The 14,222-nt window shown below is 61.8% G+C and carries 14 protein-coding genes and 1 tRNA gene; 9 read left to right on the top strand and 6 right to left on the bottom strand.

What is annotated here, in order from left to right; genetic code table 11:
* Positions 1-58: 58 nt before the first annotated feature.
* Positions 59-135: transfer RNA gene (locus tag CIT31_RS03850), tRNA-Arg, on the top strand.
* A 334-nt stretch (positions 136-469) separates the two neighbouring features.
* On the opposite strand, the gene CIT31_RS03845 is transcribed toward CIT31_RS03850, so the two are convergent.
* Positions 470-1,660, bottom strand: coding sequence for an MFS transporter (locus CIT31_RS03845; protein ID WP_095517500.1), 1,191 nt, complete (start codon positions 1,658-1,660; stop codon positions 470-472).
* Positions 1,661-2,017: 357 nt separating this feature from the next.
* Between CIT31_RS03845 and CIT31_RS03840 the strand changes: the two genes are divergently transcribed.
* The 5 genes from CIT31_RS03840 to CIT31_RS03820 all read left to right on the top strand — a co-directional run bounded on the left by CIT31_RS03840 (position 2,018) and on the right by CIT31_RS03820 (position 6,155).
* Complete coding sequence (locus CIT31_RS03840; RefSeq protein ID WP_095517499.1) at positions 2,018-3,124, top strand: alpha/beta hydrolase; 1,107 nt, start codon at positions 2,018-2,020, stop codon at positions 3,122-3,124.
* A 116-nt stretch (positions 3,125-3,240) separates the two neighbouring features.
* Positions 3,241-3,594: a cyclophilin-like fold protein gene (locus CIT31_RS03835; RefSeq protein WP_095517498.1), complete on the top strand. Its 354-nt coding sequence runs from the start codon at positions 3,241-3,243 to the stop codon at positions 3,592-3,594.
* A gap of 131 nt (positions 3,595-3,725) precedes the next feature.
* A complete protein-coding gene (locus CIT31_RS03830) occupies positions 3,726-4,622 on the top strand; it encodes a LysR family transcriptional regulator (protein ID WP_095517497.1) in 897 nt (298 codons plus the stop codon).
* A gap of 290 nt (positions 4,623-4,912) precedes the next feature.
* The gene (locus tag CIT31_RS03825; RefSeq protein ID WP_095517496.1) at positions 4,913-5,386 is read left to right on the top strand and encodes a cyclophilin-like fold protein; all 474 of its coding nucleotides are present in this window, start codon (positions 4,913-4,915) and stop codon (positions 5,384-5,386) included.
* A 25-nt stretch (positions 5,387-5,411) separates the two neighbouring features.
* Positions 5,412-6,155, top strand: coding sequence for an SDR family oxidoreductase (locus CIT31_RS03820; RefSeq protein WP_095517495.1), 744 nt, complete (start codon positions 5,412-5,414; stop codon positions 6,153-6,155).
* Positions 6,156-6,592: 437 nt separating this feature from the next.
* Here the strand turns inward: CIT31_RS03820 and CIT31_RS34910 are convergent, their stop codons facing one another.
* From CIT31_RS34910 to CIT31_RS03800, 3 genes are all read right to left on the bottom strand, one after another.
* Positions 6,593-6,724: a hypothetical protein gene (locus CIT31_RS34910; RefSeq protein WP_245316109.1), complete on the bottom strand. Its 132-nt coding sequence runs from the start codon at positions 6,722-6,724 to the stop codon at positions 6,593-6,595.
* A gap of 211 nt (positions 6,725-6,935) precedes the next feature.
* A complete protein-coding gene (locus CIT31_RS03805) occupies positions 6,936-7,829 on the bottom strand; it encodes an NAD(P)-dependent oxidoreductase (protein ID WP_095517493.1) in 894 nt (297 codons plus the stop codon).
* Positions 7,830-7,895: 66 nt separating this feature from the next.
* Positions 7,896-8,660, bottom strand: coding sequence for an SDR family oxidoreductase (locus tag CIT31_RS03800; RefSeq protein ID WP_095517492.1), 765 nt, complete (start codon positions 8,658-8,660; stop codon positions 7,896-7,898).
* Positions 8,661-8,882: 222 nt separating this feature from the next.
* Here CIT31_RS03800 and CIT31_RS03795 point away from each other — a divergent pair, with 222 nt between their 5' ends.
* Together CIT31_RS03795 and CIT31_RS03790 are read left to right on the top strand one after the other, a co-directional pair.
* On the top strand, positions 8,883-9,278 hold the full coding sequence (locus tag CIT31_RS03795) for a winged helix-turn-helix transcriptional regulator (protein WP_095517491.1): 396 nt from the start codon (positions 8,883-8,885) through the stop codon (positions 9,276-9,278).
* A gap of 394 nt (positions 9,279-9,672) precedes the next feature.
* On the top strand, positions 9,673-11,544 hold the full coding sequence (locus CIT31_RS03790) for an adenylate/guanylate cyclase domain-containing protein (protein WP_095517720.1): 1,872 nt from the start codon (positions 9,673-9,675) through the stop codon (positions 11,542-11,544).
* Positions 11,545-11,889: 345 nt separating this feature from the next.
* Here CIT31_RS03790 and CIT31_RS03785 read toward each other — a convergent pair whose 3' ends face one another.
* On the bottom strand, positions 11,890-12,312 hold the full coding sequence (locus CIT31_RS03785) for a RidA family protein (protein ID WP_095517490.1): 423 nt from the start codon (positions 12,310-12,312) through the stop codon (positions 11,890-11,892).
* 61 nt (positions 12,313-12,373) lie between these two features.
* Positions 12,374-13,222 carry an SDR family oxidoreductase gene (locus CIT31_RS03780; protein WP_095517719.1) on the bottom strand — a complete coding sequence of 283 codons (849 nt, stop codon included), beginning with the start codon at positions 13,220-13,222 and terminating at the stop codon, positions 12,374-12,376.
* A 96-nt stretch (positions 13,223-13,318) separates the two neighbouring features.
* Between CIT31_RS03780 and CIT31_RS03775 the strand changes: the two genes are divergently transcribed.
* Positions 13,319-14,221 (top strand): LysR family transcriptional regulator, encoded by a 903-nt coding sequence (locus CIT31_RS03775; RefSeq protein WP_095517489.1) that lies wholly within the window; start codon positions 13,319-13,321, stop codon positions 14,219-14,221.
* Position 14,222: the final 1 nt, after the last annotated feature.

The raw sequence follows: 14,222 nt of genomic DNA, 5'->3' as shown, positions 1-14,222 counted from the left end.
CATCGCGGCCGGTCGTCAAGGATCGGATCGCGGGGCCATGCAACGCATGGCCTGTTGCGCGCCCGTAGCTCAGCTGGATAGAGCACCAGACTACGAATCTGGGGGTCAGGAGTTCGAATCTCTTCGGGCGCGCCATTACAACCAATTGAATTGCTAATCTTTCAGAGATCATGACTCGGCTCTCGCCGACTTAGTTTTCAAAATTAACCCGGTTTTGGAGGGACGGACATTCCTTCGAACCATGTCGCAGCTTTGCGTACGCGCGACCAGGGAACAGGTGAAGATCCACCGCGGCGAAGTTCGAAATGCGCGATGCCGATGACAGCTCAGCGCCTCCATCTCAGTCATTTGGGTCGATCCCTGCCGTCTCCGGAAGCGGACATTGCTTGTATCAACGCAACGAGCGAGATGCAGATAGCTGATGCTCCTCGATGTTCGCCTGGGAACAAGGGGTTGTGCGAACACCTCGCTAGGTCGGACCGCTACGCGATGTCAGGAAGGCCAGGAATGTGGCCATAACCAGCAAGATGGCGCTGGCCATAAAGGTCATTCGATAACCGCTAAAATCGAACAGCACGCCGCCGACGACCGCGCCCATAGTGATAGCAAGCTGGATGACGGCCACCATAAGACCGCCACCTGCTTCGGCATGCTCAGGCAGCGAACGCGCAAGCCATGTCCACCAACCGACGGGCGCCGCCGTGCCGATCAGTCCCCATATACCCAACAGGCTCGCCGTGATGGGGAGGCTGTTGCCGAAAGCGATGAGGGTCAGGGCTATCACGGCCATCGACCCGGGGATGACGATTAGGGCCCGGAAGAGCCCGTCCTTCAGGAAAACACTAATCAGGCTGGTGCCGACGACACCGGCGACACCGATCCCGAGCAGGACGAGCGATAGTGTCGAGACATCGACCCTCGTTACCGCTTCGAGGAAGGGGCGCACATAAGTGAAAAGCGCGAACTGCCCCATGAAGAAGAGCCCGACGGACGCCATACCCAAGACCACGAGCGGCCGCTTGAGAAGCCTGAACACATTGCCGGAACCGGGCCGACGTTCCGCTTTCATCGACGGCAGGCTGATCATCTGCCAGAAGAAGACGATCACCGCGACCGGAACCACGCAGAAGAACGCACCCCGCCAGCCGATGATCGAACCGAGGAAGGCGCCGAGCGGCGGTGCGACCACCGTCGCCAGCGCATTGCCGCCATTGAAGATCGCAAGCGCTCTCGGAACGTGGTGCTCAGGCACCAGCCGCATCGCCGTCGCCGCCGACATAGACCAAAAGCCGCCGATCACAACACCGATCAACGCCCGGCCGATCATGAGGATCACGTAGCTCGGGGCAATCGCCACGATGGTGCCCGAGACCGCCATCACGCCCGTAAGCGCCAATAGCAACATCTTTCGGTCAAGGTGCCTGGCCACAGAAGAAATGAGCAAGCTCGTCAGAACCGCGAAGGCACCGGAAATTGCAATGGCCTGACCGGCCTGTCCCTCGCTCACCTGCAACTCGGAGGCAATCGGCGTGAGCAGACTGACGGGCATGAACTCCGAAGCGATGAGCGCGAAGACGCAGAGTGACATTGCGAACACACCGCCCCAATAGGCGGGCCGAGTCTCGAAGCCGTTCATTGGAGAGCTAGCTTGGGCCGACATTCTTTTCACCTTTGAAGCTTAACGGCGCTATCACGGCCGTGTGCCGAGGGGTTCAGTGACCATCGCCGGCGTTTTCTGCATTTCCGGATTCTGATGGATGATGCCTGTCATGCGCCCCTGGCGTAGTTGGAGCACCGATCAGCGACCAGCCGGGAAAAATTGCATGAGATGGTGAGCGACATTCATGAATGCTCGCCCCTCGGGCGGCTGTTACAAGAAATGCGACCCGCCAACAGCCCGGGCTTAGCCATCAATTCATGAACTCAGCTCATCACTTCAAGCGAAGCAAGCGGGCTAATCGATAGGCCCGGCGGCCACTACACTCATGGCAACAGTTCCAATCACGGAGACCATGCCATGAGCACACATCTTGAACTCGAGAACGCTGTCGAACGCCACGATGTACCCGACGCGGGCCGTCGCAACTTGCTGAAGATGACCGGCGCTGGTGTTGCCACCTTCGGCGCGGCGTCGCTTTTCAATATTTCCAATGCAAGGGCTCAGCATATGGCAGACAAGTGGGATAAGGTGTTCCCCAAGAGCCAGAACGTCGACCACGAGAAGGTCACGTTCACGAACCGCTACGGCATCGGCCTGGTGGGCGACCTCTATCTGCCGAAGGACCGTGCCGACCGACGCCTGCCGGCGCTGGCCGTCGGCGGTCCGTTCGGCGCGGTGAAGGAACAGTCGTCGGGTCTCTATGCGCAGACCATGGCCGAGCGCGGCTTCGTCACACTGGCTTTCGACCCTTCCTTTACCGGGGAAAGCGGCGGCGAGCCCCGCAATGTCGCCTCGCCGGACATCAACACTGAGGACTTCATGGCGGCGGTAGATTTCCTCGGCCTGCAGGTTTCCGTCGATCGTGAGCGCATCGGCGTCATCGGCATTTGCGGCTGGGGCGGCATGGCGTTGAATGCCGTTGCGGCGGACAAGCGCGTCAAGGCGGTCGTTGCCAGCACCATGTATGACATGACGCGCGTTATGTCGAAGGGCTACAACGACAGTCTGAGCCTCGAACAGCGCACGCAAACGCTGGAGCAACTGAGCCGGCAGCGTTGGCAGGACGCGGAAAATGGAACCCCGGCTTACCAGCCGCCCTACAACGATCTGCACGGCGGCGAGGCGCAGTTCCTGGTGGACTATCACGACTATTACAGGACGCCGCGCGGGTACCATGCGCGCGCGGTCAACTCAGGCAACTCCTGGACGCAGACGACGCCGCTGTCGTTCATGAACATGCCGCTCCTGACGTACATCAAAGAAATTTCGCCGCGCCCGGTCCTGCTGATCCACGGCGAGAACGCTCACTCGCGCTACTTCAGCGAAACCGCCTACGCAGCCGCAGCGGAGCCGAAGGAATTGATGATCATCCCCGGCGCGAGCCACACCGATCTTTACGACAAGGTCGACGTGATCCCGTTCGACAAGCTGACCAGCTTTTTCAATCAGCACCTCTCCGCGTGAGCGGCGAGGTGGAGCCTGCGCCTTCGCGTGCAGGCTCCATCAAAGACGGTAGACCAAGGCCTGCTCGAAATCCTACTGGGTGCTACTGCTACTGCATTTGAAAGTTTGGATTGGCCATGGCTCATAAACGCATTCGCATTTCTTCAGATTGGGGCGAGGTCACGGCTGATCTCGGGGACAACGAGACCGCAAGATCCCTGGTTCGTTTGCTGCCGTTCACCATAGAGATGAGCGACCATCTCCGTCAGGAAAAGACCGGCAATCTGCCGGCTCCTCTGCCAGAGGTGGCGCGTCAGCGTGAGTTCTCGATCGGCACGTTGGGTTTGTGGAGCTCCAATCATTTCGTGATCTATTACCGGAGGGGCCGGGTCCCTTCACCCGGCATCGTTGTGCTCGGTCAGGTCGCAGATGACGTTTCGATCTTTGATCGTCCTGGCCGCGTCACGGTAAGAATTCAGCACATCGAGTAAGAGCGGTCCTGCTCGGTAGCCGTGCACTCTCATTACAGGAGCAAGTTGATACTAAGATTCTCCACGGCTGAGGCGCCCGTACCTTCTTTGATTTTTGCTATAGTCGGCCTGCATATGATGAGGATTCATAAGTGACGCGCCAGAATGTCAACGACCTGCTCGCGTTTCTCGCCGTGGCACGGGAAGGCAGCTTCACCAAGGCCGCTGCCAGGTTCGGCATTTCGCAGTCGGCGCTCAGCCATACGATCCGCCAGCTCGAAGCGCGGCTTGGCATCCGCCTGCTCACGCGAACCACGCGCGCGGTCGCGCCGACGGAAGCAGGCGAGCGGCTTCTCGAGAGGATCGGACCGCATTTCGATCAGATCGAAGTGGAGATCGACGCCCTGAACGAGTTGAGGGAAAAGCCTGCCGGAACGGTCAGGATTGTCGCGCCGGACTACGCCATCAGCCATGTCCTGTGGCCGAAGCTGAAACGCTTCGCTCCGAAATATCCGGACATCAAGATCGAGCTCCTGCTCGACAACGGGCTCTCGGACATTGTCACGGAACGCTACGACGCCGGCGTTCGAATGGGCGACCAACTCGCCAAGGACATGATCTCGGCTCGCGTCGGACCGGATTTCCGGTTCGCCGTCGTCGGCACTAAATCCTACTTCTCGGACCACTCTGTCCCGGAGAAGCCGCAGGATCTCATGCAGCACGACTGCATCAATTATCGCTTCCCCTCCTCCGGCGCGCTCTATGTCTGGGAATTCGAGGATCAGGACGGCCGCGAGATCAAGGTCCATGTCGACGGCCAGCTCGTGTTCAACAATATCTTCCATGTACTCGATGCTGCCCTTGCCGGTCGCGGCCTCGCCTATGTGCCGGAGGAAATCGCCCTGCCGCACATCGAAAAAGGGCGGCTCCAGCGCGGCCTCGAAGGATGGTCGCCTTATTGGGATGGTTACTATCTTTACTACCCGAGCCGACGGCAATCCTCGCCCGCCTTCGTCGCCCTCGTCGAGGCACTGCGCCATCGCGAATAAAATCGGCCACAGAAGGGCGCTATCACTGACCGGCGGCCCTTCGGAAGCGCGCGGAGCAAGTCGCTCGGTTGCCCATCCCGCGGTCGCGCTGTCGCTCGCCATCGGCGTGCTGGCCGAACAACATTCATGAATCCTCCTCATAAGTCCATACGAAATGCTCCCGCTAATCGGACATTGCTACCTAGCCTATATTGCTTCGTACGTGAGACGACCGAGGCAGGAGCGAGCGTCCTGTCCGAGCAAGACGTCCGCTGATTGCTGGGCAAGCTTCACAGCGAAGGAAGAAGGAAATGGCAAAGTTGTATCGGCAAATGACGGCGCTCATCCTTGCGGCTTTCCTGGCCGTTGTCGGCGCCACTGTCTCCTACTCTCAAACAGGCAATGCCGGGCAGGATGAGGTTGTCGGCGCGGTGGTTCGGTTCAGCGCAGGATCGACCTCCATCGACCTGACCATCGGCGAGGACAATCCAACCGTTCGCGACTTCCTTTCACTGCTGCCGCTTACGATGAACCTGGAGGAGTACGCCAGCCGGGAGAAGATCGGGTACTTCTCCCGCAAGCTTGCGACCGAAGGATCGCCTGGCTCGGATCCGGAAGACGGCGACGTCATCTATTTTGTCCCGTGGGGCAACATCGGCTTCTACTACAACACCGCCGGCATCGGCTTTTCTAACCAGACGATCCATATCGGAAAGTACAATGCTTCGCTGCAAGAGCTCGAGCAGCTTGAGGGTAAGCCCGTCCGAGTTGAGCGCATCCAGTAGTATCAGCAACCAACAAGGAACCATCATGATCAAGGACAAAGTCATCATCATCACCGGTGCGTCGTCCGGTATCGGCGAGGCGACCGCCAAGCTGCTCGCGAACAAGGGCGCCAAAGTCGTCCTGGGCGCGCGGCGCGAAGACAAGCTGCAGCGGATCGCCGACGAGATTACGACGGATGGCGGCCAAGCCGTCTATCGGGAACTGGACGTCACCAGGCAGTCCGACAATGACGGCATTGTAAAACTCGCCAGGGAGGCTTTCGGTGGCATCGACGTCATCTTCCTGAACGCCGGACTTATGCCCAATTCTCCTCTCTCCGCGTTGAAGACCGACGACTGGCATCAGATGGTCGATGTGAACATCAAGGGCGTTCTAAATGGCGTCGCCGCTGTGCTGCCAACGTTCATCGCGCAGAAATCCGGGCACGTCATTGCAACCTCCTCGGTTGCAGGCCTGAAAGCCTATCCAAACGGGGCGGTGTATGGCGGGACGAAGTGGTTCGTCCGCGACTTCATGGAAGTCCTGCGCATGGAATCGGCCATGGAGGGTACCAACATCCGCACCGCGACGATCTACCCGGCGGCGATCAACACTGAGCTGCTAACGACGATCAGCGACCAAGGCACAGCGCGATCGGTGCAGAATACCTATGACAAGTATGGGATCTCGCCGGATCGGATCGCCCGCGTCGTGGCTTTTGCCATCGACCAGCCTGAGGATACGACGATCAACGAGTTCACAGTCGGGCCGGTCAACCAGCCCTGGTAGTCGATCCTGACCGTGGGCAATGCGCCTCCTTTCTGGTCGTTGAGCAGGCGGCAGGCCGATCCCGAAAGCGGTCATCTGGCGCGACTAGGCGCGGCGGCCCATTGCGCCAAAGGCAGACGCTGGAAAAGTTCGGTGCGCAGTGAGCTACGCGATCCAGGACACGCCCGACATGGTGCAGCAACACTACGGGCGGTTCCTACCGCAGGACAAGGCAACCATCGCAGCGCAGGTGATCCGGATCTTTGCGGAATGGCGCAACACGTTCTGGAGCACTTGCACAATCAGGTGGAGGCAACCGGCAACCTGCTCGGGCACAGGCGGTCATCTGCAGAACGAGATGATCGCCTCCCGTATTGCTCGGAGCGGCGTTCCGAGGAAGTAGGACAGCGAAGCTACAGACTTACACCTCTTGTTCCCACCAGCCACGGGTGTTCACGTTAGCAGCGTTCGGCAAGAGCTTTCAACTCCGCGATGTCGTCGCTGGTGAGCGTGATGCTGCTGGCCCGGACCAGACCATCGATGTAGTTGGGCTTGGTGACGCCGATGATCGGCGTCGTGCCCTTGGCGATAGCCCAAGCTGTTCGACATCGGGAGCTGCTGCACCCTGCTTCTGGCCGATGGAGGCGAGCTTGTCCGTCAGCGCCTTCAGCTGAGGCAGCGTGCCATTGTAAGTCTCCGCCCGGCTTCTATCTCGCGACCGCCGACGCGGGAGAAAGCGCCAGGTGCGGCAGGAAATAGTGGCCCACATTATGCTGGTGATGCTGGCGCTGGATCGCGCCTTCAGCCCCCCGCCCGCTGCCTCTCGACCTGCGGCCTAGTCCTGATCATCTCGACCAGGCTCGCCTGGTCGGCATCGCCATAGCCCGCTGCGACGGCTTTTTTTAAGAGCTGGAACATCGGCGCGATCAGTTCGGAGCTGACACCCTGGCCCTCGCTGGCCGCGATAAAGTTGTCGAAGGACGCCGCCTGCATCTCGAGGTTCGAGACGACATCGCTGCGGTAGTCGCCGCTGTCGATGCGCCGTGCCATGTCAGGCAGCCATGTCATGACCGCCCCGAGCCAGTTGGTCAGCATCGGCAGGAATTTTTCCGCCGGCACCGTTTCCGATCCGGTCAGCGCGAAGGCATGCGTGACGCCCGAGAACAGGCCGTACATGGCGGTGAGCAGGGCAATGTCGTGCAACGGTGCAAGCCCGGCGTCGTCGCCGAGATATTTGGCTGCCCCCAGCGCGCCGAGCGTTTTCCCGTGCGCCTCGAACGCCGCGTGCGCACCGCTGTAGAGGATCAGCGCCTCGGCTTGGCCGATCATCGGCGGAACCGCCATGATGCCGCCGTCGAGGTAGTCGGCGCCCCGGGTGGCTGCCCATTGTGCCATCTCGCGCGCCTGCGCCGGCGTGCCGTTGGTGAGGTTGACCAGCGTGCGGCCGGCAAGCGCATCCTTTGCCGGCTCGAACGCCTCATACACGGTATCGTAGACCAGCAGGCAAGCGACCACCAGTTTGCTCGCCTCGACGGCATCCTTGACGCTCGCGGCGGCGACAGCGCCTTTGGCCACGAGCGCCTCAGCCTTGGCCGGCGAACGGTTCCACAGTGTGACGCTGAGGCCGCTTTTCAGGAGCGCCGCGGCCAGGGCCGAGCCCATGGCGCCAAGGCCGATGACGGATACGTCGGACATTTGTTTCCTTTCTTTTTCGGTTCGATCGTGAAGCTACGCGGCGAGCTATGCGTGCGGCGTTCCTATTCATCCCATGGCCGGCGACAGGTCCTGGCCGAGGCCGCCGTCTACCTTGATCCGCTCGCCGGTGGTGAAGGTGGCGTCGAAGGCGAGGAACAAAACGGCGCGCGCAACCTCCTCCGGCGTGCCGTGGCGCTTCATCGGCGTCACCTCGTCGCCGACCTTCATGAAAGCGGCGCGCTCTTCCGCCGAGGCGCCGGCGACGCCCATGGTCGGCGTGTCGATGAAGCCGGGGCTCACGACGTTGACGCGGATTTTTCGCGGCAGGAGTTCCGATGCCAGCACCTTGCCGAAGGCGCGCAGCGCCGCCTTGCTGGCGGAATACACCGCCATGCCGGCGGTGCCGGAATCCTCGGCGATCGACGAGGTGAAGACGATCGCACCGCCCTCCTTGATCAGCGGTATGAGGCGCTGAGTGGTAAAAAAGGCGCCCCTGGTGTTGATGTTGAACTGGCGATCGTAGGACGCTTCCGTGACCTGGTCGAACGGTTCCAGCTCCGACACGCCGGCGTTCACGTGCAGGAAATCGATCACGCCGAGTTTCTGCCCCACTTCCGCGCTGAGCACCGCGATATCGCCCATACTGGCGATATCGGACCGGACCGCATGGACGCTGCCGCCAAGCGCCTGGCGGGCGTCCGCGAGGTTTTTTTTATTGCGCCCCGTGATCAGGACGTCGGCGTCGCCGTCGATCAACGCCTGCGCCACCGCCAGTCCCATTCCATGTGTGCCGCCGATGACAACGGCCTTCTTGCCCTGAAATCTGCTCATGATTCTTCCTTATCCCGGCGCGAGGGGCGCCGCGGTGTGTCGGTTTGAAACGGTCGGGGCGTCCGCTTTTTGCGAGCGAAACTGTCCCAGTGGAAGCCTTGCCGCTGGCCTTTTGCCTGCATGCTCCGGCGTCCTTGCCCGAAGCTAGGCAGGTACTTTCGATTGCACAAGTACAGACAAAAAAGTAAGGTACCTACCAGAACCTCAGAATTGGAGATTTCCTTGGAAAAAAAACAAAGAAAACTGCCGGACAGTTGCGGATTGGGTCCCGCGCTCGCGGTGATCGGCGGTAAGTGGAAGGCACTTTTGCTCTGGCAGATCCACCAGGCGCAGCCCTGCCGCTTCGGCGAACTGAAGAGGCTGCAGCCGGAGATCAGCGAGAAGATGCTGATCCAGCACCTGCGCGAGATGGAGGCGGACGGCATCATCCACCGCGAGGTGTTTCACCAAGTGCCGCCGCGCGTCGAATATTCGGTCACGCCGGAAGGCGCCGAGCTCGACCTGGCGCTCGCCCCGCTGGCGGAATGGGGCAAAGAGCACCAGGAGCGGACAGGAAGGGCGAAAGCCGGAGCGGCGCGGGCTGCCCGAACCGCGGCGGAAGGAGCCACGCTAGGGTAGCGCCCGATGTGGAAAAATTTCCGCTCCGCGGATGAAGCGAAGCGGATTTATGTCGCCGTTTGAACGGGTTGCGGCTAGATCGGCAGCCTCGAGCCGCGCAGCGTCTCGGCCCATGCGGGGACGATCCCTTGCGCAAGAAGAGGCTCGGGAAACCTACCATCAAAGCAGATGCTCTCGTCTGTATGTCGCCCTCCGCCAGTGCGGCGACGGACGGCTCCGGACGAAGCAGATGATGGCTGACGAAGGTAAGAACGGTATAGGCCACAATCATCACGCATTTATGAGCTGTGTTGATTAGCCTATCCGGGATTGTGGGTCTAATCTTGGGCCGTGCGTCGCCTTAAGTGTCAGCAGTAATAGTCCGTGCATGGCCCGCCGCTCAGGAATAATGCTGATGGAACGCAAGCTCGCGGCAATCATGGCCGCCGATATCGTCGGCTACAGCCTGCTGATGGCTGAAAACGAGGCTTCCACCTACGCGAAGCTGCGCGCTGTCTTTGATGAGCTTATTGACCCGACCATTGCCCGCCATGGCGGGCGCATCGTCAAGACGGCGGGAGACGGCTTTCTCGCCATGTTTCCAAGCGTCAACGAAGCGGTTGATGCGGCGCTGGCCATACAGGAAGGCTTCGACAAGGGCCCGTTCGAGCTGCGCATCGGCATCAATCTTGGCGATGTCATCGAAGATGACGGCGACGTATACGGCGACGGCGTCAATGTCGCCGCCCGTCTTGAGGCCATGTGCGATCCGGGGCAGATATTCGTCAGCGGCGCCGTGGTGATGGCGGCCGACCGCAACAGCGCGGACAGGTTCGTCCGCATCGGCCGCAGGCGGGCCAAGAACATTCCCGAACTTCTCAACGTCTACAGCGTAAGGCGCGCGGGCTCTCCGTGGTCGCCATGGCGGCAGGTGCCGCCGGTGCTACGCAGCACCGCCGCCCGCTGGTCTTATGGCGCGGCCGCCATAGCCCTCATCCTCATCGGCACCCAAATCCAGCCGCTCCCCCTGGCAGCCATGGTCAGCCGCATCCCGGCGGTCTTGTCGATGGACCAGAGCCGCGCCGACCCCCGGCCGTCAGTGGCGGTCATGCCTTTTGCCGCGATGAGCGGCAGTGGCGAGCAATCGTATTTCGCGGACGGACTGACCGAGGATGTGACGACAGCCCTTGCCCGCAATTCAGAGCTGCAGGTAATCGCGCGCGATTCCACCTACGCCGTGCACGGGCAGGATACGGACGTGCGCAAGCTCGGGGCGAAGCTCGGCGTTGATTATGTGGTTGAAGGCAGCGCCCGCCGTGAAGGCGACCAGCTTCGCGTGTCGGCGCAGCTGATCGATGTAAAGACAGGCGCGCATCTGTGGTCGCGCAGTTTTGACCGGCAGGTCGCCGACGTGTTCACCGTCCAGAGCGAGCTGACCACTGAAATCGTCGCGCAGATCGCACCCTATATCGGCAGGAGCGAGGCGGCGGCGGCAGCGGAACGCCCGACCGACAATCTGCAGGCCTATGACCTCGTGCTGCAGGCCCGCAACCGCTACCGGCACGGCGCCAATGACCCGCAGGACATTCTGGAAGCGCGGGGCCTCTACCAGCGCGCCCTTGAAATGGACCCGTCCTATGCGGCCGCCCGCGCAGGCCTCGCGCTGACCTTTATCGCCAGTGTGGCGCAGAGCGGTGACGGCCGGGCAAACGCGCCGGAGCTCCATCTTGGGCTTAGCGAAGCCCGGCAGGCGGTCCGTCTCGATCCCAATCTTGGCCTTGGCTACCAGGTCATCAGCTTCGGGCTTGCCCTGCAGGGCGACTATTCAGGCGGCTTGCAGGCCGCACGGCGCGCAGTGGAGCTCAACCCTAACGATCCCGACAGCATGATGGCGCTTGCAAAGGCGCAGGTTCGCTTCGGGGAATATGATGATGCCGTCGCCAACGCAGAGCGGGCCCGCCGCCTTCATCCTATGGCGCCCGAGTACTATGCCTATGTGCACGGGCAGGCGCTCTACGCGGCTGACCGCCGCGATGAGGCTTCCGCCGTCATAGAGGAATGCCTGATCCGGGCGCCGCGCGATGCAAACTGCCTTCTGATTCAGGCCGCTTTGCAGGGCGGGGGCGGAGAGGTTGAGGCAGCCCAGCAGACGATGGCAAAGCTGGTCGAGGCGCATCCGGCATTCTCGCTGGAAGCAGAGCGCGCTTACCGCCGGTTTGGTGACAGGCCGCTGATGGAAGAGTTCCTGCAGGACCTCGCACAGGCCAAGCCTCCTGAAACCGGCTGAAAGTTTTTACAGAGCGACTTCAATCACATAGCGGTGCCCAGTTTCATCTCGTCCGGCGCGCCAATTTTGCCATTTCCACGACGCCAACACCGAAAGTTGCCGCCCATTGCCGCTAGGACTACTTCCGCGCGAGGAGCGCGAAATAGCCAGGAGGCGAGAAAGCGTAGTAACGGCGGTGATCGGCGGTGAAAAAGTTCGAATCGTTTGCGGCCGAATGACGTATTTTGGCCCAAGGCAAAGCTCGCATATTGATCATTGGCCGGACATCGCGAGCCCCGGGGCGCGCCGCGCTGCCGTTTCCGTCGTCGGGGTACAATCGCCAATACAGAACTGCAGGGCGAGCGATCAGCGCTTGTCTGCCAAATGGCTGCTCGTCGTCGAAGGGATGCGGGCGATGGCCTTGATCTCGAAATCGAAGCCCGCAAGCCAATTGACGCCCACTGCGGTCCAGTTCGGGTAGGGAGGTGCACCGATCTCTTCCGCTCGGACGGCCAGAACTGTCTCGATCTGTTCGTCCGGGTCGGTGTGGAACGTTGTGACGTCGACGACGTCGTCGAAGCTGCACCCGGCGGCCGCCAAGACCGCGCGCAGATTGGCGAAGGCCCGTCGAACCTGATCCTCGAATACGGGCTCGGGCGAGCCGTCCTCACGGCTCCCGACCTGACCCGACACGAAGAGAAGATCGCCGGACCGAATGGCTGCTGAATAGCGGTGGATATCGTATAAAGCGTGCCGGTTGGCCGGGTAGACGGCATCACGTGTAGGCATCTCATGTTCCTTTCTGTCTTGGTAAGAGGTGGGCACGAGCAGCGGGCCGGCCGCCGGTGGGTCACAGCCGCGCCAACTCCTCGTCCGTGAAATCCGCCGCTACCGCGATGTCCTTCTGCCGGTCGAGCTCCTCGATGCGCCCGCCGAGTGCCTTGCGGATGCCGGCATACGCCTCGGCACCGAGCACCAGCCGTTTCGGAAGCGGACCATCCTGATCTGCAAGCCTGATCATTGCGTCCGTCATGCGGTCGGGGTCGCCCTTGATCACCCATGAGACACGGAGCGCCTCGCGGATCTGACCGGCGGGTGTTCCCTCATAGGCCGCGAGCGGCTTGGTCCGCGCGAGATTGCCGCCGAACCCGGTCCGCGCCGGCCCAGGTTCCACAAGGGTGAACTCGATGCCGAAGGGAGCAGCCTCCTGCGCCACGGACTCGACGAACCCCTCGATACCCCACTTGGTCGCGTGATAGAGGCTGAAAGCCGGATAGGCGATCTGGCCCCCCTCGCTCGATATCTGTAGAATCCGGCCGCCACCCCGGCTGCGCAGATGCGGCACCGCCGCCCGGATGAGTGCGATCGAGCCGATGAGATTGGTGTCGATGATGTCCCGAACTTGCACATCGCCAGCCTCTTCCGCCGCGCCGAGCAGGCCATAGCCAGCATTGCTGACGACGATGTCGATCCGAGCGGATGCGGCGAAGGCGCGGTCGACCGCGGCGCGGACCGAGCTCTGGTCCTTGAGGTCCATTGCGACGATGCGGAGCCGTTCGGGGTAGCGTGCACGCAGGTCGGGAAGTGCGTCCTCGCTGCGGCTGGCACCGACGACGCGGTCTCCCCTGATCAAGGCCTTCTCCGCCAGCAGCCGGCCTAGACCGGACGACACGCCCGTTATGAGCCAGGTTTTTTCCATTCTCATATCTCCAATTGATCCAGGCAGGAGATAGGGCAATCGCATTGCGCGCATTAGCCGTTGAAATCGGCATGAGATGATGCAAAATCCCCATCAATGCCCCGCCCGTCGCTCAACGATCTCACCGCCTTCGTGGCCGTTGCCACACACCGCAGCTTCCGCCGCGCAGCGGACGAGATCGGCACGGCACCTTCCACATTGAGCCATGCGATGCGTGCGCTCGAGGAACGCATGGGCGTGCGCCTTTTGAACCGCACCACACGCAGCGTCTCGCCGACAGAAGCCGGGTTCCGGTTGCTCGACCGCCTTCAGCCGGCGCTCGCCTCGCTGGACGAGGCGCTCGATAGCGTCGCGGGGTTCCGGGGCAATGTCGCGGGCACGGTCCGCATCAACGCACCGCGATTGGTGGCCGGGCTTCTCGTTCGCTGGGTTCTTCCGCAGATTGCGAAGCGCCATCCGGACGTGACCGTGGACATCGTCGTCGAGGGGCGGCTCATCGATATCGTGTCCGGCGGGTTCGATGCCGGCGTGCGCCTCCTCGGATCGGTCCCCAAGGACATGATCGCCGTGCCGTTCGCACCCCCGTTGACGTTCATCTGTGTCGCCTCGCCCGCCTATCTCGATCGCTTCGGCGACCCGGGAACGCCCGAGGAATTACAACGCCACCATTGCATCGGCCATCGTATGCCCAGCGGCAAATTCTATCGATGGGAATTCGAACGCGTCGGCCAGGAACTCGTGATCGACGCAAACGGCTCCATCGTCCTCGATGACGAGGAACTGATGGTCGAAGCCGCAATGGAGGGTCTGGGTATCGCCTATGTGGCGGATTGGGCCGCCGAAGCGGCCATATCCGATGGCCGGCTGCGTAAGGTCCTGACCGCATGGATGCCCGCTCCGGAAGGGGTCGCGGTCTACTATCCCGGACATCGAGCCGTGCCGCCGGCACTGCGGGCTTTTCTCGATGTCGTGAAGGACTTGCGAAAGAAAGCACCTTAAC

Source organism: Mesorhizobium wenxiniae (assembly GCF_002284535.1).
Taxonomy (GTDB): domain Bacteria; phylum Pseudomonadota; class Alphaproteobacteria; order Rhizobiales; family Rhizobiaceae; genus Mesorhizobium; species Mesorhizobium wenxiniae.
The sequence above is the reverse complement of the archived record's forward strand: the minus strand, read 5'-3'. Positions and strand labels throughout refer to the sequence as shown.

Excerpts from the sequence above, each read along its gene's own strand:
- CIT31_RS03835 (WP_095517498.1), top strand. The coding sequence starts at position 3,241 with ATGGCTCATAAACGCATTCGCATTTCTTCAGATTGGGGCGAGGTCACG.
- CIT31_RS03800 (WP_095517492.1), bottom strand. The coding sequence starts at position 8,660 with ATGAGCAGATTTCAGGGCAAGAAGGCCGTTGTCATCGGCGGCACACAT.
- CIT31_RS03775 (WP_095517489.1), top strand. The coding sequence starts at position 13,319 with ATGCCCCGCCCGTCGCTCAACGATCTCACCGCCTTCGTGGCCGTTGCC.
- CIT31_RS03820 (WP_095517495.1), top strand. The coding sequence starts at position 5,412 with ATGATCAAGGACAAAGTCATCATCATCACCGGTGCGTCGTCCGGTATC.
- CIT31_RS03790 (WP_095517720.1), top strand. The coding sequence starts at position 9,673 with ATGGAACGCAAGCTCGCGGCAATCATGGCCGCCGATATCGTCGGCTAC.
- CIT31_RS03840 (WP_095517499.1), top strand. The coding sequence starts at position 2,018 with ATGAGCACACATCTTGAACTCGAGAACGCTGTCGAACGCCACGATGTA.
- CIT31_RS03825 (WP_095517496.1), top strand. The coding sequence starts at position 4,913 with ATGGCAAAGTTGTATCGGCAAATGACGGCGCTCATCCTTGCGGCTTTC.
- CIT31_RS03780 (WP_095517719.1), bottom strand. The coding sequence starts at position 13,222 with ATGGAAAAAACCTGGCTCATAACGGGCGTGTCGTCCGGTCTAGGCCGG.
- CIT31_RS03805 (WP_095517493.1), bottom strand. The coding sequence starts at position 7,829 with ATGTCCGACGTATCCGTCATCGGCCTTGGCGCCATGGGCTCGGCCCTG.
- CIT31_RS03845 (WP_095517500.1), bottom strand. The coding sequence starts at position 1,660 with ATGTCGGCCCAAGCTAGCTCTCCAATGAACGGCTTCGAGACTCGGCCC.
- CIT31_RS03785 (WP_095517490.1), bottom strand. The coding sequence starts at position 12,312 with ATGCCTACACGTGATGCCGTCTACCCGGCCAACCGGCACGCTTTATAC.